Genomic DNA, 21,167 nt, shown 5'->3' with positions numbered 1-21,167 from the left:
CCGGAAAAGGAGAAGGCCGGCGCAGGGCCGGCCTTCGTCCAGGTGCATCACGCGGGGATCAGAACGCCCAGCGCATCACCAGCTGGTAGCGCGGACCGGCGTGCTCGGCTTCCAGTTCGTACTCGTCGTAATCGCGGTCGATCTGGTCGGCGAGGTTGTCGAACTTGTCGAAGTACTCGCGCTTGTAGGCGTCCAGCAGATTGGTGCCGCTCAGGCGCACGGAGATGTTCTCGCCGAAGCGCTTCTCGACGAAGACTTCGAGGTCGCCGTCATACGTCGTGCGGACTTCCTCGGCGAGCACGCGCATGTAAGCGTCGCCCTGCTTGCGGTAGCTGGCGCCGAACGAGGCCTTCCAGTCCGGCAGGTCCTGGATGAAACCGACGTTGTAGACATATTCGGCCTGGTTGTTGAAGCGGCGCGTGCCCAGTTCGTCCTCGACCTCGCTGTCCAGCCAGGAGTAGTTGACGAACACGCCGGTGTTCGGCAGGCCGATCGCGGTCAGCGGCGTGGACATGTCGAGCTCGATGCCCCACACCTTGCCGTCCCCGACGTTCTCGACGGTGTAGATGAAACTGTTTGGGTCGAACGGCACCGCGGCGATCGCCTCGTCCTCGGTGACGCCGTTGTCCGCCATGTAGTCTTCGATGTCGTCGGCATAGTCGTCGTAGGCGGTCTCGTTCGGCTCGCCCGTGTTGACCATCTCGATGAGGTCCTGCACGTCGCGGTAGAACAGGTTCACGCCGACCACGCCACGACGGCCGAGGCGGTGCTCGAAGCCCAGGTCGATGCCGTTCGCCGTCTCCGGATCGAGGCGGGGATTGCCGAGGAAGTCGTTGTCGCCGAATTCCTCCTGCAGCAGGGCCGGCGTGAGCTCGTTGAACGCCGGGCGACGCAGGCTGCGCGCCAGCGAGAGCTGGATGCGGTTGGCTTCGCCGATGTCCCACTTCAGGTGCACCGACGGCAGGAGCTCGTTGTAATCGTTCGAGAAGGTGCCGTCCTCGCCCCTGATCTCCGACTCGGTCGTCTCGTAGCGCAGGCCGGCTTCCCAGGCCAGGGCACCGGCATTGCCGGTGAACATCAGGTAGGGGTCGAGCCGGGTTTCCTCGATGTGGCTGTCGACCACGGCGTCGAGTTCATAGACGACGGTGTCGCCCTCGTCGTCGGCCTCGAACGCGTAGTAGGTGTGCGTCGACTCGCGCTCCTTGGTGCGGTAGTCGACGCCGAATTCCATGCCGGCATTGCCGACGGGACGCGAGTGGGCGAGCTTGAACGCGGTCTCGCTGTCGGAAGCATCGATATCGAGGGCTTCGGCTTCGTGGCTGTCCCAGTTGCCGTCCTCGTATTTGATCTCTTCCTCGCTCTCGGTGCTCTTGTCCTCGAAGCGGGCGTGGTCAAGGTCGAACGAGGTGGTGCCGCCGGCCATGTCGAAGCGGTAGCCCGCGCCGATACCCCAGTTCTCCTGGTCGACGTGGGTCAGGCCCGGGACGTTGGCGATCTCGGTCGCGTCCTCCGGACGGCGTGCGTTGTACTCGGTCGAGACCTCGACCTGGTCGCGATCGGTGCGCACATAGAAGCCGTCGAGCGAAAGTCGACCGGTGTCACCGATGTCTGCGGTGTAGGACACGTTGCCCGAGTAGTCCTGGCCGTCGCGCGTGTCGGTCTGGTCCTCGGCATCGACGAAATCACCGTTGGGTTCCTCGAAGCGGTCGCTGCGCTTGAGCTTGGGGTTGTAGCGGTCCTGCACGTTGATACCGGCGAGCAGGCGGCCGCCGAGCACTTCGCCCGAGGTGACCGCCGCGACGGTCGGCTGGATCTCGCCGTCGTCGTAATGCATGGCGCCCACGCGGATATAGCTGCCGTCGAAGTCATAGGCGTCGCGCAGGATGATGTTGAGCGCGCCGGCCACCGCGTCGCCGGACCGGTTGGCGCTGTTGCTGCGCAGGATCTCCACGCGCTCGACCAGTTCGGCCGGGATGCGGTCGACCCAGAACGAGCGGTCGTCACCGGCGCCCGGCACCTTCTTGCCGTTGATCAGGACCTGGGTGTAGGCGGCGCTGAGGCCGCGCAGCTGCACCGCGTCGTACTCCAGCACGTCGGACACGAACACGGCGCTGGGCACGCGCTTGAGCATGTCGCCGACGGTGGAAGGTTCGAAGCGCTGGAAGTACTCCAGGTCGTAGACCAGCACCGGTTCGATGTCGTTGGTGCGATCGCGGTAGGCGATCTGGCCCTGCACGACCACGGCGTCCAGGTCCTTGGCGGCCATCGCACCGGTGGTGGCGCTGGCAGTGGCGGTGTCGCCGGGCACGTCCTGTGCGATGGCAGGCAGGCTGGCCGGCAGCAGCGCGGCACAGAAGAGGGCCCGGGACAGGCCGGAGGCGAGGGGGTTGCGCTTCATGCAGTGAAGATCCGCGTTCGGTAAAAGCGGCATTTGTACGGCGGTTCGATGGCAGATCCGTGACACTTGCGTGGCGCCACCATGAACGCCTCGCGCCCGTGATCCTCAGGCCTCGTGCACGGGTGCGGCGGCGCTGGCGGGACTGAAACTCCACTGTCATGAACCGGAGGTAGAACATTGCGGTTTGTTGACAACCCTTGACCCAGGATCCCCCGTGTCCCTTCGATTGCTGAATCCCCTCTTCGCCACCGTCCTGCTCGCTGCCTGCGCGTCCTCGCCGACCGTCGACGCGGAGCGCGAACCCGATGAAGTCGCCGAGATCGATCCCCTCCTGGCGGACGAGGACATCCCGCACGTCGTGGTCGCCGAGGCCTTCACCACACTGCCGGCGCCGGAGGACAACATCGATTCCCCCGCGAGCTGGCGCGCGCCCGACGGGTCGCGCTGGTTGCTGGCGACGGCAAAGACGACCGATGCCCTGGTCCTCTATGACGGCGCGACCGGCGAACGCCTGCGCACCTTCGGCGGCCCTGGCACCGGGCCGGGGAAGATGGACCGCCCGAACGGCATCGCGGTGATCGACGACCTGGTGATGGTGGTCGAGCGCGACAACCGCCGCGTGCAGGTGTTCGGGCTGCCGGGGCTGGAGTCCCTGGCGACCTTCGGTGACGCCGAGCTGCAGCAGCCCTATGGCCTGTGGGTGCGCCGCCTCGGTGACGGCTACGAAGTGATCGTCAGCGACAACTACATGTCGCCCGAGGACGAGGACCTGCCGCCGCCGCTGGCGCAGCTCGACCATCGCTTCCGCCGCTATGCGCTGGAACCGCAGGGCGGGCGCTGGACGGCGCGGCTGTCCGGCACCTTCGGCGCGACCGATGCCGCCGGCGCTGTCCGCATCGCCGAGTCGGTGTTCGGCGACGAGGCGCACGATCGCCTGTTGCTGTCGGAGGAGGACGTCGCCGTCGGTACCCGCCTGCGCGAGTACGGCCTCGACGGCCGCTACCGCGGTCGCGACGTGGGCGCCGGGCTGTTCAAGGCCCAGGCCGAGGGCATGGCGCTGTTCGCCTGCGACGATGGCAGCGGCTACTGGCTGGCGACCGACCAGTTCAAGGACCGCAGCCTGTTCCACGTGTTCGACCGCGTGAACCTCGCCCACGTGGGGGCCTTCGCCGGCCAGCGCACGGCGAATACCGACGGCGTGTGGCTCGACATGTCGGCCGATGCCCGCTTCCCGGAAGGCGTGTTCTATGCGGTCGATGACGACCAGGGGGTGTCGGCATTCGACTGGCGCGACATCGCACGTGCCCTTTCGCTGAAAGGATGCGCCGGCTGACATGAGGATCCCGATGATCCTGGCGGGCCTGCTGGGCCTCGCCAGCGCCATGCCCTGCATGGCCGAAGCAGGGGACGCCCGCGACCCGGAGCCCAACACCCTCGTTCCGGCGGGCGTGCGGCACCATGCCGCCACCGGGTTCCCGGATCGCATCGTCGCGACGCCGGCCGAGGATGCCGCCCGCGGGTTCGCGGTCGCGTGGCGTACCGATGTCCGCGTCGACGCCCCCGTGCTTGAGATCGTCGTGGCCGGCGATTCGCCCGACATGGGCACGCCGCGACGCCTCACAGCGGCCACGCAGGCGCTGGAGACCGAGAACGGCCGCGCGCACCACCATCGGGTGCAGGTGGAGGGCCTCGAGCCGGGCACCCTGTATGCCTACCGCGTGCAGGGCGACCGCACCTGGAGCCCGTGGATGCAGATCCGCACGGCCGGTGATGCCACCGAGCCGCTCGAGCTGCTGTACTTCGGCGACACCCAAAACAAGAACGCCAGCCTGACCACGCGCGTCGTCCGCGAGGCCCTGCGCCACGCGCCTGATGCGCGGCTCGTCCTGTATGCCGGCGACCTGGTCAGCGGGGGCGACGGCGAGGACGACACCGAGTGGGGCGAATGGTTCGAGGCCACCGACGCGCTGTCGACCACGATGATGAGCGCGCCCGCACCGGGCAACCACGAGTACTTCGAGGAGTTCGAGGACACCCCGCGGGAGCGGCGCGTGCTCGGCGCGCACTGGCCATTGCAGTTCGCGTTGCCGTCCAACGGCATCGAAACCCCGGGTGCGCCCACGACCTACTGGTTCGACTACCAGGACCTGCGGGTGGTGGTCATCGATGGCACCTCGGCGCTGGACCTGGGGACCGCCACGGCCCAGGCCCGGTGGCTGGACGGCGTGCTTGCCGCCAATCCGCACCGCTGGAGCATCGTGCTGCTGCACCAGCCGTTCTACTCGCCGCGCGCCGACCGCGACAACGTGCCCCTGCAGGTCGAGCTGCAGCCGGTGATCGAGCGCCACGGCGTCGACCTGGTCCTGCAGGGGCACGACCACACCTATGGCCGCCGGGGTGCGGATGACGGTGGCGCGACCCCGGTGTACGTGGTCTCGGTCGCGGGTGCCAAGCAGTACCGCCTGTCCCCGGACGCGAAGGAGACGATGGCGCCGGTTGCCGAGGACACCCAGCTGTTCCAGGTCATCCGCATCGACGGCGACCGGCTGCGCTACGAGGCGCGCACCGCCACGGGGCGGCTCTATGACGCGTTCGAGCTGATCGACGGCGGCACGGGTGGAAAGCAGCGCCAGGAGTTGACCGAAGGCCGGATCGGTGAACGCCTGTGTCCACGTGCACAGACCCTCAAGGGGCGTGCGGACCGGTGCTGGGAGTAGGGTGATGCGCTCCTGCCGGGTGGGTGTGCTGCTGGCCGTTTGCGTCGCGTTCCCGACCGGGCCACGTGCGGCCGATTTCGTCCGCGACCCCCTGTCCGTCCCGCAGCCACGCGAGGCGCCGGCGGAAGCCCTGCTGGCAGTCGAGATTCCGGCGGGGAGCTTCACCAAGTACGAAATTGGCGAGGATGGCCTGCCGCGGGTCGACCGCTTCCTGTCGATGCCGGTGGCCTACCCCGCGAACTATGGCTCGATGCCTCGCACGTTGGCGGGCGACGGGGATCCGCTGGACTCGCTGGTGCTGACCCGCGAACCCCTGCATCCCGGGGTGCTGGTGGCGTCCGGCCGATCGGGGTCCTGCGCATGACCGACCGCGGCGAAGCCGACGAGAAGATCATCGGCGTGCCGACCGATCGCCTCGATCCTGCCTGGTCGGGCGTGCAGGGGATCGAGGACCTGCCGGCGGTCGAACGCCAGCGCATCGAGGCGTTCTTCCGCATCTACAAGGACCTGCCGGCAGGCGAGGCGGCCGTCGAACTCCAGGGCTTCGGGAGCGCGGCGGAAGCACGCGAGCGGATCATGGAGGCCATGCAGGGTTTCGAACGCAGGGCCGGCGGCTGACCCGGGACGGAGAAGGCGGCCCTGAGGCCGCCTTCTCGACTGGCTGCAGGGGCCGCCGGCGGATCAGGCCGCCGCGGCCTTGCTGGCGCGCGGGCCTTCCTCCAGGGCGCGGGCGATCATCCCGACGAGCAGGTCGATCTCGTCGCTTTCGATGCCGAAGGTCGGGGTGAAGCGCAGCGAATTGACCCCGCCGTGGATCACGCCGATGCCATGTTCGCGCAGCCACTCCTCGGTGGAACCGGCCCCATAGCACTTGTAGTCCGTCGACAGTTCGCAGGAGAACAGCAGCCCGGTGCCCTGCACCTTGGTGATCGCGCCGCCGCTGCGCGAACGGAGCGCCTCGAGCTTCTCCAGCGCTTCGCGGCCCCGCGCGCGGATGTTGTCGCGCAGCTCCGGCGTGACCATCGACAGCACCGTGCTGGCGACGTCCAGCGCGCGCGGATTGGTGGTCATGGTGTTGCCGTACAGGCCCTTGCGGTAGAGGCCGGCCGCGCGTTCGTTCACCGCCAGAACCGACAGCGGGTACTGGCCGGCATTGAGCGCCTTGGAGTAGGTCTCCATGTCGGGCGCTTCCTCGCCCTCGAATCCGGGGTAGTCGACGATCGACAGCACGCCATGGGCACGCAGGCCTGCCTGGATCGAGTCCACCAGCAGCAGCGCGCCGTGTGCTTTCGTCAGGGCGCGGGCAGCGCGGTAGAAGTCGACCGGCACGCTGCGGCCCGGGTCGCCTTCGCCCATCACCGGCTCGAGGAACATCGCCTCGATGAACCAGCCGTTCGCATCGGCATCGGCGAAGACCTGCTCCAGCGCGTCGATGTCGTAGGGCGCGATGGCGATCACCGAGTCCTCGCCGCGGTAACTCGCAAGGTGCTGTACGTAGGTCTTGCGGCTGGAGTCCGAATAGAGCGCCGGACGGTCGGTGCGGCCGTGGAATGCGCCCTTGACCACCACGCGCTTGATTGAGCGCCCGGCGTGGCGTGCACCGGCATCGGTGAGCGACTTGGCATTCGCGTCCGCGATGCGGGCGGCCAGGGTCACCGACTCCGAACCGGAGTTGAGGCACATGAAGCGCGCATAGGGGCACTCGCGGCCGAGCCCGACTGCGTCGCGCAGGCGGCGCTCGAAGCGCAGCTGCGACAGGTTCGGCGTCATGATGTTGGCCATGGCCTGCGGACGGGCCATCGCGTCGATGACCTTCTGCGGTGCATGGCCGAAACCGAGCATCCCGTAGCCGCCGGAGTCGTGCAGCACCGCACCCTTCAGGGTGACGATCCATGGGCCGCGGGCGGCGAGGGCGACGTACGGGTTGACCGCGTCGTCGGGGTAGAAATTGATGTAGGCGCCCTGCACGGCGTGGACCTGCGCGTCCTCGTCCATGTCGAGGACCTCGGGGAACTCGGCCTTCAGGCGTGCATGCTCGGAGGCGGCCGCTTCGACGGCTTCAACCAGAGACGGATGGGCCGTTTCGAAACGTTGCAGGGTGGCGTCGTCCAGGCCGACCGTACGGCGCGTGCCGCCATGGGCTCGGAGCGGGGCAAGGGTGTCGATGATGCTCATGTTTCCTCCTTTCCTGGACGCGAATGCCTCATTATGTGGATAATTTCGTCGATAGATAGTGTAACTTCAGACGAAATTGAACATGTTTTCGTCTAAATGACGACAAAGGGATCTCGAAGTGAAGATCACTGCCTCGGACCAGCAACTGCTTTCGCTCCTGCGCGAAGACGCGCGCGCTTCAGTGGCCGACATCGCACGGCGGCTGAGGCTGTCGCGCACCACCGTGCAGAGCCGGATCGAGCGCCTGGAGCGCAACGGCATCATCGCAGGCTATACCGTCCGGGTTCATGACCAGGTGGAGCACGGCCACATCCGCGCGCACATCATGATCACCGTGTTGCCGAAGCAGATGCAGGCCGTGGTCGAGGCCCTGCGCGCGATGCCGGAGGTGCGATCCCTGCACTCGGTCAGCGGGCCCTTCGACCTGGTCGCGATGGGCATGGTGCCGACGGTGGTCGAGATGGATGAATTGACCGACCGCATCGGCGCCCTCGAGGGCGTGGAGCGCACGACGTCGTCGATCGTCCTTTCGACCCGGTTCGAGCGCTGAAACCCTACAATGGACGGCCGTCGACGTGCCGCCCGTCCTTGAAGAAATCCGATTTCCATTACGACCTGCCACCGGAGCTGATCGCCCAGGCGCCACTGGCCGAGCGGTCCGCGAGCCGGCTGCTGCTGGTCCCGCCGGCGCCCGCCGAGCTTGGCGATCGCGCGTTCCGCGAGTTGCCCGACCTGCTGCAGCCGGGTGATCTGCTGGTGTTCAACGACACCCGGGTGATCCCGGCGCGGCTGTTCGGACAGAAAGCGACCGGTGGCCGCGTGGAGGTGCTGATCGAGCGCCTGCTCGGCGGTGCCGAGGTGCGCGCGCAGCTCGGAGTCAGCAAGTCGCCGAAGCCGGGCGCGGTCATCGCGCTCGATGCCGGGGGCGAGGCCGAGGTGCTGGGCCGCGATGGCGAGTTCTACCGCCTGCGCTTCCATGTCGGCGAGGCGCTCGAGAGCTGGCTGGTCAAGGCCGGCCGCCTGCCGCTGCCGCCCTACATCGACCGCGAACCGGGCGCCGAGGACGCCGAACGCTACCAGACCGTATTCGCACGCCAGACGGGAGCGGTCGCCGCCCCGACGGCGGGCCTGCATTTCGACCAAGGACTGCTCGATGCGCTCGCGGCGCGTGGTGTGTCCACCGGCCACGTCACCCTGCATGTCGGCGCCGGCACGTTCCAGCCGGTCCGGGTCGAACACCTGGACCAGCACGTGATGCACAGCGAATGGCTCAACGTCGGTGCCGAGCTGGTCGAACAGGTGCGGCGCACGCGCGCCGCGGGTGGCCGCGTGATCGGCGTCGGTACCACGGTCGTGCGCGCCCTGGAGTCGGCGATGCGCGACGACGGCGAGGGCGGGCGCGAGCTGCGGCCCTTTGCCGGCGAGACGCGCCTGTTCATCCTGCCGGGCTACCGGATCCGGTCGGTCGATGCGCTCATCACCAATTTCCACCTCCCCGAGAGCACGCTGCTGATGATGATCTCGGCGTTCGCGGGCAAGGACCGCGTGTTCGAGGCCTACGCCCACGCGATCCGCGAGCGCTATCGTTTCTTCAGCTATGGCGACGCGATGCTGTTGTGGCCGGGAGCGGGCGCATGAGCCGGATGGCCTTCGATCTGCTTGGCGAAGACGGCGGAGCCCGCCGCGGCCGGATCACGTTCCCGCGCGGCACCATCGAGACCCCGGCGTTCATGCCGGTGGGCACCTATGGCACGGTCAAGGGCGTGCTGCCGCACCAGATCCGCGAGTTCGGGGCCGAGATCATCCTCGGCAATACCTTCCACCTGTTCCTGCGGCCCGGGCTCGAGGTCATCGGCGAGCACGGCGGGCTGCACGGTTTCGCGCGCTGGGACGGCCCGATCCTGACCGACTCCGGCGGGTTCCAGGTGTTCTCGCTCGCGCACAAACGCAAGATCACCGAGGCCGGCGTGCACTTCGCTGCACCGACCGACGGCCGCAAGGTGTTCCTCGGGCCGGAAGAGAGCATGCACATCCAGAAGGTGCTGAGCTCGGACATCGTCATGATCTTCGACGAGTGCCCGCCGGTGCACGTGGATGGGCAGCCGGTCGCGCCGGAGGTGATTCGGCGTTCGATGGAGCTGTCGCTGCGCTGGGCCGAGCGTTCGAAGCGGGCGCATGAGGGCAACGACGCCGCGCTGTTCGGCATCGTGCAGGGCGGCGTCCACCACGACCTGCGGACGCGTTCGGCCGAGGGCCTGAAGGCGATCGGCTTCGACGGCTACGCGATCGGCGGCTTGGCCGTCGGCGAGACCGAGCACGAGCGCAACGCCATGCTCGACCACACCTGCCCGCAGCTGCCGGGCGACCGGCCGCGCTACCTGATGGGCGTGGGCCGGCCGGAGGACCTGGTCGAGGCGGTGGCACGGGGCGTGGACATGTTCGACTGCGTGATGCCGACCCGCAACGCGCGCAACGGCCACTATTTCACCTCGACCGGCACCATCCGAGTGCGCAACGCGAAGTTCGAGCACGATTTGCGTCCGATCGAGGAGGGCTGCGACTGCCACGCCTGCGCCAATGGCTTCAGCCGCGCCTACCTGCGCCATCTGGACCGCTGCAACGAGATGCTCGCGCCGATGCTGGGGACGCTGCATAACCTGCGCTACTACCAGCGCCTGATGGCCGAAATGCGCGCGGCGATCGAGGCCGGCACCTTCGCGTCATTCCGCGAGGCGTTCCACGCGAAGCGGGCGGGCTGATCCAGCCGCACTCTCCGCCGAGGGGCAATTTCCGGTGCTACGTCGGCCTTGTATCAGGGCCGTGGGGCGGAGAATCTGCGCGGCCCTGCCGGTGCTACGTCGGCCCGGCGCCGGGGCCCCGGGCTGAGGAATCCCCGCAGCCCGATCGGACCGGAATCGGCCCGGCCGGTATCCCGCTCTTCCCTCGGTCAGGGCTTTCCTGCCCTGACTCGGGCGCCGGCCATCCATGGCCGGCTCTGCCGCGGGACCCCGGCCGGTCCGCTTCCTCTGACACCGTATCGGTCTGGAAAGCGCTCTCCGGCGAGATGGCCGTGTTGCGCCAACCAGCGAATCAAGCTCCAGTGACATCGCCGAGGTGACGGGGATGCGGGGGCTTGGCGTCCGAGCGCGCCATGGATGGCGCGCGCCCGAGTCGGGGCAGGAAAGCCCCGACCGAGGGTAGAGCCAAGCCCCCGTAGCCCCGGCGCCGGGCCGAGATGCGCCCACTGATCAGGTCCTGTCGGGGGAGGGGGGGAACTCCAGCGCCGAGCCGCACTCCAACCGTCCAGCCCCCGGGGCCGCCCCCGGAAAGATGGCATAATCCCCCGTTATTTCGCCCCAGGACATCCCGATGAACCTGCTCGACCTCCTGATCGCCCCCGCCCACGCCACCGTGGCCGCCGCGCCGGCCGCCCCCGGCATGGGCATGCAGCTGCTCTTCCCGATCGCCCTGATCGCCATCATGTACTTCCTGATGATCCGCCCGCAGATGAAGCGGCAGAAGGAGCATCGGGCCATGATCGAGAAGCTCGGCAAGGGCGACGAGGTCGTCACCAACGGCGGCATCGCCGGCACCATCACCGAGGTGGGCGAGAGCTTCATCACGGTCCAGATCGCCGACACCGTCCAGGTCCGCGTGCAGAAGGGCGCCATCGCCAATGTCCTGCCCAAGGGCACCTTGAAGTCGGCCTGATCCGCCGCCACACACGCTAGTCACGGCGGCCGGGGAGCTGCCGCAGGAAGCTTTCGATGCTCACCTACGCCCGCTGGAAATATGTCGTCCTGCTGCTGATCCTCGTGTTCAGCACCCTCTATGCCCTGCCCAACATCTTCCCGCAGGACCCCTCCGTCCAGGTCAGCGCCAACCGTGGCGCGACCGTCGACGAAGGCCTGAAGGGGCGGGTGGAGGGTGAGCTGGAGGAGGCCGGCATCCAACCCCGCTCCGTGGCGGTCGAGGGCGACAACCTGCTGGTCCGGCTCTCCGACCCGGACGCCCAGGTCAAGGCCGCCGACGCGCTGCGTCCCGAGCTGGGCAGTGACTACATCGTTGCGCTGAACCTCGCGTCCACGGTGCCGGAGTGGCTTGAGGAACTGGGCGGCAAGGCGATGCTGCTCGGCCTCGACCTGCAGGGTGGCGTCCACTTCACCATGCAGGTCGACCAGGCCGCGGCGCTCGAGAAGCGGCTGGAGGCGACTGCCGAGGACGTCCGCGTGCTGCTGCGCGACAAGCGGATCCGCTACCAGTCGGTGGAGCGCCGTCCGGGCAATACCGTCGTGGCCCAGCTGCCCGACGAGGCGGCGGCGGATGCGGCGCGCGACGCGATCATCATTTCCCAGCCGACGCTGCAGGTCAGCACCGATGGCAGCCGCGTTACCGTCCGCATGAGCGACGACGAGCTGCGGCGCCTCGCCGTAGACGCGATCGACCAGAACATCGGCACGCTGCGCAACCGCGTCAACGCACTGGGCGTGGCCGAGCCGATCATCCAGCGCCAGGGCGATGACCGCATCGTGGTCCAGTTGCCGGGCGTGCAGGACACGGCTCAGGCGAAGCGGGTGCTGGGCGCTACCGCCACCCTCGAGTGGCGCGCCGTGCTTGACGCCGATGCCTATAGCGCCCGCGACACCGGCATCGTGCCGCCGGAAGGCAAGCTCTACTACAGCAAGGACGTGGGCATCGATGGCGAGCCGATTCCTTACATCCTCAGCAAGCGCGTGATCGCCTCGGGCGACCAGATGGTGACCGCGTCCTCGGGCCGCGACCCGCAGTCGGGCACCCCGTCGGTCAACGTGCGCCTGAACGGTGCCGGCGGCCAGCGCATGTTCGACTTCACCAGCGAGAACGTCGGCAAGCCGATGGCCGTGGTGTACATCGAACGTGTGCCCGAGGTCCGCGTGGTGGACGGCGAGGAGGTCCGCAGCACGCGGATCGACGAAGAGATCATCTCGGTCGCCACGATCCAGGGCGTGTTCGGCAAGGAGTTCCAGACCACCGGCCTCGACAGCCCGAAGGAAGCGGCGGACCTGGCCCTGCTGCTGCGTTCCGGCTCGCTCGCCGCGCCGATGGACTTCATCGAAGAGCGCATCGTGGGCCCCAGCCTCGGGCGCGAGAACGTCGAGCGCGGCATGACGGCGATCACGTACTCCTTCGGCTTCATCCTGCTGTTCTTCCTCTTCTACTACCGCATGTTCGGCGTGATCACCTGCATCGCACTGCTGCTGAACCTGCTGATGCTGGTCGCGGTGATGTCGCTGTTCGGTGCCACGATGACCCTGCCTGGCATGGCCGGTATCGCATTGACCGTGGGTTTCTCCGTCGACGCGAACGTCCTCATCAACGAACGAATACGAGAGGAACTGCGGGCGGGCATGCCCGCCAAGGCGGCGATCGCCGCCGGCTACGACCGCGCCGTCGGGACGATCGCCGACGCCAACATCACCGCCGTGCTCGCCGGACTGGCGCTGTTCGCCTTCGGCACCGGTCCGGTCAAGGGCTTCGCCGTTGCCCTGATCGTCGGCATCGCCACGTCCATGTACACCGCGGTCTCGGCTTCGCGCGCGGTCGCCACGCTGATCTACGGCGGGCGTCGCAAGCTCAAGTCCATCGCCATCTGACCCGCGGAACGGATAGAACGCCATGAAACCTTTCAACCTGTTCCCCTATGACAGCCGCATCGATTTCATGCGCCTGCGCTGGGTCTCGCTGGCGATCGCGGCCCTGCTGCTGGTCGCATCCGTCGGCGCGATGGCCGTCAAGGGCTTCAACTTCGCGCTGGATTTCACCGGAGGCACGGTCACCGAGATCCGCTTCGAACAACCCGTCGACGTGGACGACGTCCGCGCACGCATGTCCAGCGCCGGTTACGGCAACGCGCAGGTGCAGACGTTCGGCAACGGCAACGACCTGCTGATCCGCGTCCAGCCGAAGACCGACGGGTCCGAGGGCGGCGCGGACCAGAACACCGCCCGCGAGATCCAGCAGGCGCTGGCCTTCGAAGGCAACCCGGGTACGGTGCTGAAGAGCGATTACGTCGGGCCCCAGGTCGGCAAGGAAATCGCCGTCAACGGCATCTGGGCGCTGATCTTCGTCGTCGTCGGCTTCATGATCTACATCTCGTTCCGGTTCGAGAAGAAGTTCGCCGTTGCCGCCACGCTGACCACCCTGCACGACGTGGTGGTGGTCACCGGCTGGTTCGCGCTGACCGGGCACGAGTTCGACCTGACGGTACTGGCGGGCATCCTGTCGGTCATGGGTTTCTCCATCAATGACACGATCGTCGTCTTCGACCGCATCCGCGAGAATTTCCGTTCGATGCGCGGCGACCCGATCTCGATCATCAACGCGGCGATCAACCAGACCCTGTCGCGTACGGTGATCACCTCGTTCGTGGCGATCCTGACCATGCTGGCGCTGTACCTGTACGGCGGTGGGTCGCTGCGGGGCCTTGCCGAGTCGATGCTGATCGGTGCGGTGATCGGCACGCTCTCGTCGATCTTCGTCGCCAGCACGCTGCTGACGATCGGGCCGCTGAAGGTCACCAAGCAGGACCTGATGCCGAAGGCGCGCGACGAGGAGGCACTCGCCCGACGCCCCTGATCCACGGCATCAGGCACGAAAAAGGCCGCGCCCGGAAGAGCGCGGCCTTTTTCGTCGTGGCGGGTACGCCGGCGCCGGCGCCGGGGCGCGCGGTTACTTGAAGGCCGCCGCGTAGCCGGTCTCGACGATGCGCTTCTGCAGGAGTTCGCAGACCTTGAGGTTGGCGGCCACCAGCGGACGCGGATCGACCCCACGCACGTCCATCGGACCCGTCGAGCGACCCTGGAAGTCGCAGACCTTGCCGCCGGCCTCGCGCACCATCAGCACGCCCGCGGCGATGTCCCAGGGCTTCACCCCTGCCTCGAAGTAGGCGTCGGCACGGCCGCTGGCCACGTAGGCCAGGTCGAGCGCGGCGGAGCCGGTACGGCGGATGTCCTCCGCGTCGAGCAGCAGGTTGTCGAGGGTCTTCAGCTGGGCGCTGGCGCGGCTGCGCTCGCGCGGCGGGAAGCCGGTGACGACGACGGTGCCGGTCAGGTCCTTGCGGTCGGCCACGCGGATGCGCTTGCCGTTGAGCTGCGCCCCGCTGCCCTTGCTGGCGGTGAACAGATCGTTGCGCAGGGGGTCGAAGATGACGCCATGGATCGGCTCGCCGTTCTCGACCAGGCCGATCGAAACACAGAAGTGAGGGAAGCCGCGCAGGTAGTTGCTGGTCCCGTCGAGCGGGTCGATCACCCAGGTGAAGCGCTGGTCGCGGCCCGTGCCTGCGGCGGCGCCGCTTTCCTCGCCCAGGAAACCGTAGTCCGGGTGCGCGCGCCTGAGCTCGCGGATCACCACCTTCTCGGCCTCCTCGTCGACTTCGCTGGCATAGTCCTGGCGGTCCTTCTCGACCACGTTCAGGGCATCCAGGCGGTGCATGTGCCGCAGCAGCACGTTGCCGGCGGCGCGGGCGGCCTTGACCATGAGGGTGACGGCGGGTTTCTGCATGCGGGCGGCCTCGGGCGGACACGGACCGGTCCCCTGGGGCCGGCGCGGATGGCGGAAGGTGAAAGAACATGCCGGCGCACAGGCCGGGGCGCGGAGTTTACCATTGGCGACGATGACCACCCATTCCCAGACTGAATCGACCGCCAACCGCCTGCGCATCGTGCTGGTGGGTACGCAGCACCCCGGCAACATCGGCTCGGCCGCGCGCGCCATGAAGACCATGGGCCTGGCCCGGCTGGTCCTGGTCGCGCCGGAGAAACGGCCGGACCGCGACTCGGAGGCGCTGGCCGCGGGGGCGGACGACCTGCTCGCGGGTGCGACGTTCCACGACACCCTGGCCGAGGCCGTGGCCGACTGCCGGCTGGTGCTGGGCTGCACCGCCAGGAGCCGCCGGATCGCACTGGAGGAGCTTTCGCCGCGAAGCGCGGCCACGCGTGCACTGGAGAGCGCCGCGCAAGGAGGCGAGGTGGCGCTGGTCTTCGGGCGCGAGCGTACCGGGCTGGACAACGAGGAGCTGCAACTGTGCCACGCGGCCGTCCACATCCCGGCCAACCCGGAGTACAGCTCCCTCAACCTCGCCGCGGCCGTGCAGGTGCTGGCTTACGAGCTGCGGTTGGCCGTGCTCGCCAGCGGGGGCGAGGCCGTCCCCGCGCCTGCGCCCGCGCCGCCGGGCACCGGGTCGCCGGCGTCCCACGCGGAGCTGGAGGGCTTCTTCGGACAGCTCGGCGACACCCTCGACGCCATCGACTTCCACAAGGGGCGTACCCCGGAGTCGGCGTTGCGCAAGTTCCGCCGGCTGTTCCTGAAGGCCGACCTGGACACCCGCGAGGTGCGCCTGCTGCGCGGCGTGCTGGCCGACATGCAGCGCATCGCCTCGATCGCCGCCGAACGCGGCGGCCGTGGCGGTCGCGGGGCCGAATGACCGCGGATGCGGACCGATGGCCGGCCTGCGGGCTTTAGATTAGTCTGGATGGCGGGAACCCCGGAGCGACCCCATCCCTTGATCGCGTGCCTGCGCCGTTTCGTCATATCCACGCTCGTGTTCGGCCTGGCGATCGCCGGGGATGCGTGTGCGCAGGGGGCCAATCCGCCGCCCGGCGACGACGCGCACGTGCTGGTCCTCGGCCGCATCAGCGATGACCCGAAGTCCCATTACGAGCAGCTCAAGCCGCTGCTCGACTACGTGGTCCCGCGCCTGGCGGACGTCGGCATCCGCGAAGGCCGCATCCTGATGGCCAAGGACTCCCAGCAGATGGCCAGTTACCTGCGCAGGGGGCGGGTCGACTGGATCACCGAAACCACGGGGACGGCGCTGCTCATGCGGGAGCGGGCGGGGGCCGTGCCCCTGCTGCTGACCGAGCGTAACGGGGTCAGCCATTACCACACCGTGTTCTTCGCCCGGAAAGACAGCGGCATCACCGATCTTGCCGGCATCCTGGGCCACAGTGTCGCGTTCCAGCGCCCGTCTTCCACGAGCGCGTACTTCGTACCGGCTTCGATGCTGCTGGCGCAGGGGGTGCAGCTGGACGTGCTGCTCTCGCCGATGGACCGGCCCGCCGGCGACACGGTCGGCTACCTGTTCGCGCGCTCCGAACTCAACATCGCCACCTGGGTCCACAAGGGCCTCGTCGACGTCGGCGTGATGAGCAACCTCGACTGGGACAATCCGAGGCGGATGCCGCTGGCCTTCAAGCCCGACATGGCCATCATCGCCGAGACCCCCGAGTTCCCGCGCGCCCTGGAGCTCGTGCGGCCGGGCCTGGACCCCCGCGTGCGCGAGCGACTGGAGGCGGTGCTGATCGAAGCCGGCAACGACCCGGATGCGGGCCCCGCGCTGGACGAGTTCTTCGGCACCACGCGCTTCCTGCCCGTGGACGAAACATCCCTGCACGCGCTGGACAAGGTCGGGCAGGGCGTGCTGCGGGTCAAGGCGGAGGTCGAATGAAGCTTCGCAGTGGCCTGCGCACCAAGTTCCTGCTGCTGATGACGCTGGCGCTCGTGGTGCTGCTGCTGACGATGGCGTTGATGCTCAAGCGGCAGGAGCAGATGCAGGGCGAAGTGGTGGAGATCACCCGGGACGCGATGGCGGGGGTGATCGACAACAGCCTGAACCGGCGTGGCGAAGGCATGGTCAACCAGCTCGCCGAATCGCTGACCAACCCGCTCTATTACTTCGACCTCGATGCGATGGGCGAGCTGACCGCGTCGGCGCTGCGGCAACCCGATGCCCGGTACGTGCTGGTGTACGACGAGGACGGGGTGATCATCCACGATGGCAGCGAAGCGATCTCCAGCTACGGCAAGCGGATGGACGATGGCTTCGCGAACGACGTGATCATGTCGGATGGACTCCTCACGCTCTTCGACGACAGCCTGATGGATGTCTCGACACCGATCATGATCGGCGACGAGCGCCTCGGGGGCGTGCGGATGGGCTTCGACCTCGAGGTCTCGCAGGGCTTCCAGGAACGTGCCGTGCAGGACATGCGCGAGCGCCTGGCGGTGCTCGGGCATCGGCAGGTGGTCGGGGTGGGCCTGGTGGCGGGCTGCCTGCTGCTGATGGGGATCGGCATGCTCTGGCTGGTGCAGCGCTGGCTGGTGCGTCCCATCCGCCACCTCGCCGACTCCGCCCGGCAGATCGAAGCCGGTCGCTTCGACCTGGACCTCCCGACCAGCCGGAGGCGCGACGAGGTCGGCGAACTGTTGCGTGCGTTCAGCCGCATGAGCGAAAGCGTGGCCCGGCACGATCGCGACATCCGCCGGATGGCCTACACCGATGCGTTGACGGGGCTGTCCAACCGCCTGGCGTTCCGGGAGGCGCTCGACGAGCAGCTGCTGCAGATGCGCGGCGAGGGCCAGCAACTGGCCCTGCTGTTCGCTGACATCGATGATTTCAAGCGCGTCAACGACACCCTGGGCCACGATGCCGGCGATGACGTGCTGGTGCAGTGTTCCGCGCGCATCCGCGACGTGATCGCGCGCGAGGCCGGGGACGACGCCCTGCTCGCGCGTTTCGGTGGCGACGAGTTCGTGATCCTCGTACGCGCGCTGCCGCGCGACGACGGACCTGGGGTGCGCGAGATCGCGACCCAGCTCGCCGAGCGGCTGGTCGTCGAACTCGGACAGCCCCTGATCGTGCAGGATCGCCAGGTGTTCCTCGGGACGTCGATCGGCATCACGCTGTTCCCGGATGATGCCTCCACGGCGGCGTCGCTGATGAAGAACGGCGACATCGCGATGTACCAGGCCAAGGTTGCCGGGAAGAACTGCTTCCGTTTCTACAGCCGTGCGATGGACCTGGCGGTGGAGCGTCGCGTCAACCTCGAGCACGAGCTGCGGGGTGCCTGGGAGCGGGGCGAGCTCAGCCTGGTCTACCAGCCGGTCTACCGCCTGTCCGACCGCACCATGGTCGGCGCCGAGGCGTTGTTGCGCTGGAACCACCCCAAGCACGGCCAGGTGGCGCCTTCGGTGTTCATCGACGTGGCGGAGCAGAGCGGGCTGATCGAGTCGCTGGGCCCGCGGGTGCTGCACGCCGCGTGCTCGGAGGCGGTGCGGTGGCAGCAGATGCTGCCCGGCCGCGAGCCCCTGACCGTGGCGGTCAATGTGTCTCCCCGGCAGTTGCGCGGGGGCGGGGCGCTCGCCGAGGTGGTCGCTTCCTGCCTGAAGGAGACCGGCCTGGAGGCCGGGCGGCTGCACCTTGAACTCACCGAAACCGCGGTCATCGGCGACGAAGCCCACGTGGGCGAGGAACTGGCGCGCCTGCGCGAAACCGGCGTCAAGGTGTTGCTGGACGACTTCGGCACAGGCTTCTCGGGCCTGAGCCACCTGCGCCGGGTGCCGGTGGACGGGGTCAAGATCGATCGCAGCTTCATCGCGGACATCCTCCGCGACCCCGACGACCTCGCCCTGACCAGCGCCATCATCGCGATGGCCCATTCGCTGGGCATCACGGTGATCGCGGAAGGCGTGGAGAAGGCCGGCCAGTACGCCTTGTTGAGGGAGCGTGGCTGCGACCAGGCCCAGGGCTACTGGCTGGGCTCACCGATGCCCGGCCCGGAGTTCCTGGCCCTTCTGAAGGAAGAGGGGCGCTAGCTCCGGAAGCGCGCCAGGGTCTCGGCGACCAGCGCCGCGATTCCCCCGGACAGGCCGCCGACCGCCCCCATGGCCAGTAGCGCCGCGGCCCATGCGACCAGCATGAGCCGGCCATCGCGTTCGAGGAGGGCGAACGCGAACAGCAGCATCAGCGCGCCGAACAGGAAATTGGTGAAGGGGATCGGCAGCGAGAGCAGGACGCCGAGCAGCACCAGCAACAGGCCCGTGAACGCGCTGGCGAGGCGGTGGTCGAGTACCCCGGCGGCGCGCGGCCTGACCACGCGCTCGAGTCGCCCCAGCCAGGGCGACAGCAGGTTGCGGAACCGCACCATCAGGGCCCGGCTGGGGCCTCGCCGCGCGACGAAGGCCGGCAGCCAGGGCGTGCGCAAGCCGACCAGCAGCTGCGCCCCGATCAGGATGACCAGAGGGCCGCTGATGGCACCGCCCATCCCCGGTATCGGGATGAAGGACGGCAGGGTGGCGATGAACAGCAGCATCCCGAACGAGCGCTTGCCCAGGCCGGCGAACACGTCGCCCAGCCGCAAGGTGTCGTCCGGGTCGCCCATCGCGAACGCATCGAGGAGCGCGCGCGTGCCCGCTTCCTCGACGGGTCGGCGGGGCGGTGGATCAGGCGGTGAGCTCATCGCTGCCGCTGTCCGGGTCCGGCAGCGCCTGCAGGAGCAGTTTGTCGATGCGCGGTCCGTCCAGGTCCACCACCTCGATCCGCCACTGCTCCCAGTCCAGGTGCTCGCCCACGTGCGGGATCCGGCCGAAATGGTTGATGACCATGCCCGCCGCGGTGTGGAAGTCGGGCTCGTCCTCGACCGGCAGGCGGCCGCCGTCGATCAGGTCGCGCAGGTCCTCCAGCGGCAGGCTGCCGTCCAGCAGCCAGGAGCCGTCGGCGCGTTGCACCACCGGTGCCGCCTCGTCGTCGGACTCCGCGGTCTGGACGCGGCCGATCACCGCGCCGAGCAGGTCGTTGACGGTGATCAGGCCGGTCACGTCACCGTACTCGTCGACCACCAGCGCGATCGACTGCTGCTCTTCCCGGAAGATCTCCAGCAGCTTGAACGCATGGGTGGACTCGGACACGAACAGCGCGTCGCGCAGCCGGTCGAAGATCCGCGGCGCGCCCGGCACGCCCAACCCGTCCAGCAGCGACTTGGCTTCCAGGATGCCCACCACTTCGTTGTCGTCGCCCTTGTAGACCGGATAGCGGGAGAACGGGGTCTCGCGCATCACGGCCATGTTCTCGTCGAAGGAGAGCTCGGTATCCAGCCAGGTGACCCGCGTGCGCGGCGTCATGAGGCTCTCGGCGGTACGGTCGCCCAGGTTGAGGACCCGGTAGACCATCTTGCGCTCGTCGGCGTCGATGACGCCCTGTTCGTGGCTTTCGCTGACCAGCAGGCGGATTTCCTCCTCGCTGATCGCGCTGCGGGCGTCGTCGCGGATGCCCAGCAGCCGGAGCACGCCCCGGTTGATCGAGCCGAGCGTCGCGACCACGGGACGGGCGAACCGGGACAGCAGGTCGAGCGGGATCGCGACGATGCTGGCGATGGCCTCCGGATTGGTCAGCGCAAGCCGCTTGGGAATCAGTTCGCCGAAGATCACCTGGCTGGCGGTGATCAGGCCGACCGCGGTGCCGATGCCGATGGTGCGCGCATATTCCGCAGCGCCCGGCCAAACCCCACGCAGCGCGTCGGCGATCATCACGCCGATGGCCTCGCCGCCGAGCAGGCCGGTGAGCACGCCGATCAGGGTGATGCCGACCTGGACCGTGGAGAGCAGGTTGTCGGGGTGTTCGGCCAGCGCCAGCGCGACCTCGGCGCCCCGCCGGGTACGTCCGGGCTGGTCCGCCATCTGCTTCAGGCGCAGCTTGCGCGAGGTGACCAGGGCCATCTCCGACATCGCGAAGAAGCCGTTCAACGCGATCAGGGCGAGGACGATCGTCAGTTCCAGCACGGCGGCGCCTCCGGTGCTGGGAGGGCGTGGGGGCGGGGTCGGCGGCAGGGCCGTTCAGGACTGGAAGGGTCCGGGTCGTCGTCCATCGGTCAGCGGTTTCAGGGAAGGGGAGCGTCCCGGGGGTCGGGACTGCGGCCCGATGGTAGCAGGCCGCCTGCCGACACCACGTGGGGACGGGCGGGCCGGCCCGCAAGGGCCCCCGACTGCGCGGCTGTCTCGAAACCGTCATAATGCCGCCCGCACCCCGGCGGACCCGGTCCACCCCAGACGAGGCTCAGCGCGCA

At 68.5% G+C, this 21,167-nt stretch carries 15 protein-coding genes and 3 pseudogenes; 13 read left to right on the top strand and 5 right to left on the bottom strand.

Going from position 1 to position 21,167, the window contains the following annotated elements; all coding sequences use genetic code 11:
• Positions 1–58 precede the first annotated feature (58 nt).
• Positions 59–2,398 carry a TonB-dependent receptor plug domain-containing protein gene (locus H4F99_RS13265; RefSeq protein ID WP_182670260.1) on the bottom strand — a complete coding sequence of 780 codons (2,340 nt, stop codon included), beginning with the start codon at positions 2,396–2,398 and terminating at the stop codon, positions 59–61.
• 214 nt (positions 2,399–2,612) lie between these two features.
• On the opposite strand from H4F99_RS13265, the gene H4F99_RS13260 reads away from it, so the two are divergent.
• The 3 genes and pseudogenes from H4F99_RS13260 (at position 2,613) to H4F99_RS13250 (ending at position 5,733) form a co-directional block, all read left to right on the top strand.
• A complete protein-coding gene (locus H4F99_RS13260) occupies positions 2,613–3,731 on the top strand; it encodes a phytase (RefSeq protein WP_182670258.1) in 1,119 nt (372 codons plus the stop codon).
• Positions 3,732–3,747: 16 nt separating this feature from the next.
• Positions 3,748–5,115: a purple acid phosphatase family protein gene (locus tag H4F99_RS13255; protein WP_425488028.1), complete on the top strand. Its 1,368-nt coding sequence runs from the start codon at positions 3,748–3,750 to the stop codon at positions 5,113–5,115.
• 4 nt (positions 5,116–5,119) lie between these two features.
• A pseudogene (locus H4F99_RS13250) lies at positions 5,120–5,733 on the top strand (inorganic diphosphatase).
• Between the two features lie 63 nt (positions 5,734–5,796).
• Here H4F99_RS13250 and H4F99_RS13245 read toward each other — a convergent pair.
• Positions 5,797–7,290, bottom strand: coding sequence for an aminotransferase class III-fold pyridoxal phosphate-dependent enzyme (locus H4F99_RS13245; protein ID WP_182670255.1), 1,494 nt, complete (start codon positions 7,288–7,290; stop codon positions 5,797–5,799).
• 118 nt (positions 7,291–7,408) lie between these two features.
• On the opposite strand from H4F99_RS13245, the gene H4F99_RS13240 reads away from it, so the two are divergent.
• From H4F99_RS13240 to secF, 6 genes are all read left to right on the top strand, one after another.
• Positions 7,409–7,840 carry an Lrp/AsnC ligand binding domain-containing protein gene (locus H4F99_RS13240; protein ID WP_182670253.1) on the top strand — a complete coding sequence of 144 codons (432 nt, stop codon included), beginning with the start codon at positions 7,409–7,411 and terminating at the stop codon, positions 7,838–7,840.
• 38 nt (positions 7,841–7,878) lie between these two features.
• The gene (queA, locus tag H4F99_RS13235) at positions 7,879–8,928 is read left to right on the top strand and encodes a tRNA preQ1(34) S-adenosylmethionine ribosyltransferase-isomerase QueA (protein ID WP_182670251.1); all 1,050 of its coding nucleotides are present in this window, start codon (positions 7,879–7,881) and stop codon (positions 8,926–8,928) included.
• Positions 8,925–10,049: a tRNA guanosine(34) transglycosylase Tgt gene (gene tgt / locus H4F99_RS13230; protein ID WP_182670249.1), complete on the top strand. Its 1,125-nt coding sequence runs from the start codon at positions 8,925–8,927 to the stop codon at positions 10,047–10,049. The genes queA and tgt overlap by 4 nt, the downstream gene beginning before the upstream one ends.
• A gap of 610 nt (positions 10,050–10,659) precedes the next feature.
• Positions 10,660–11,001, top strand: a complete 342-nt coding sequence (yajC, locus tag H4F99_RS13225) for a preprotein translocase subunit YajC (RefSeq protein ID WP_182670247.1) — start codon at positions 10,660–10,662, stop codon at positions 10,999–11,001.
• A gap of 56 nt (positions 11,002–11,057) precedes the next feature.
• Entirely contained in the window at positions 11,058–12,923 is a 1,866-nt protein-coding gene (gene secD / locus H4F99_RS13220) for a protein translocase subunit SecD (RefSeq protein WP_182670244.1), read from the top strand.
• A 22-nt stretch (positions 12,924–12,945) separates the two neighbouring features.
• Positions 12,946–13,905: a protein translocase subunit SecF gene (secF, locus tag H4F99_RS13215; protein ID WP_182670242.1), complete on the top strand. Its 960-nt coding sequence runs from the start codon at positions 12,946–12,948 to the stop codon at positions 13,903–13,905.
• 93 nt (positions 13,906–13,998) lie between these two features.
• Here the strand turns inward: secF and H4F99_RS13210 are convergent, their stop codons facing one another.
• Complete coding sequence (locus H4F99_RS13210) at positions 13,999–14,829, bottom strand: inositol monophosphatase family protein (RefSeq protein WP_182670240.1); 831 nt, start codon at positions 14,827–14,829, stop codon at positions 13,999–14,001.
• Between the two features lie 112 nt (positions 14,830–14,941).
• Between H4F99_RS13210 and H4F99_RS13205 the strand changes: the two genes are divergently transcribed.
• The 4 genes and pseudogenes from H4F99_RS13205 to H4F99_RS14715 all read left to right on the top strand — a co-directional run.
• Positions 14,942–15,751: an RNA methyltransferase gene (locus tag H4F99_RS13205; RefSeq protein WP_182670238.1), complete on the top strand. Its 810-nt coding sequence runs from the start codon at positions 14,942–14,944 to the stop codon at positions 15,749–15,751.
• Between the two features lie 48 nt (positions 15,752–15,799).
• Positions 15,800–16,774 carry a phosphate/phosphite/phosphonate ABC transporter substrate-binding protein gene (locus tag H4F99_RS13200; RefSeq protein ID WP_182670236.1) on the top strand — a complete coding sequence of 325 codons (975 nt, stop codon included), beginning with the start codon at positions 15,800–15,802 and terminating at the stop codon, positions 16,772–16,774.
• Positions 16,771–18,090: pseudogene (locus tag H4F99_RS14720) on the top strand (diguanylate cyclase domain-containing protein); the annotation flags it as partial. The gene H4F99_RS13200 and the pseudogene H4F99_RS14720, both read left to right, overlap by 4 nt.
• A 72-nt stretch (positions 18,091–18,162) precedes the next feature.
• Positions 18,163–18,921, top strand: a pseudogene (locus H4F99_RS14715) (putative bifunctional diguanylate cyclase/phosphodiesterase); the annotation flags it as partial.
• Here the strand turns inward: H4F99_RS14715 and H4F99_RS13190 are convergent.
• Complete coding sequence (locus H4F99_RS13190; protein ID WP_182670232.1) at positions 18,918–19,565, bottom strand: exopolysaccharide biosynthesis protein; 648 nt, start codon at positions 19,563–19,565, stop codon at positions 18,918–18,920. The pseudogene H4F99_RS14715 and the gene H4F99_RS13190 overlap by 4 nt on opposite strands.
• The gene (locus H4F99_RS13185; protein ID WP_182670231.1) at positions 19,549–20,883 is read right to left on the bottom strand and encodes a CNNM domain-containing protein; all 1,335 of its coding nucleotides are present in this window, start codon (positions 20,881–20,883) and stop codon (positions 19,549–19,551) included. Before H4F99_RS13185 ends, H4F99_RS13190 begins: the two co-directional genes overlap by 17 nt.
• Positions 20,884–21,167 lie beyond the last annotated feature (284 nt).

Source organism: Marilutibacter penaei (assembly GCF_014145395.1).
GTDB lineage: Bacteria > Pseudomonadota > Gammaproteobacteria > Xanthomonadales > Xanthomonadaceae > Marilutibacter > Marilutibacter penaei.
This window is presented reverse-complemented; position numbering and strand designations above follow the sequence as displayed.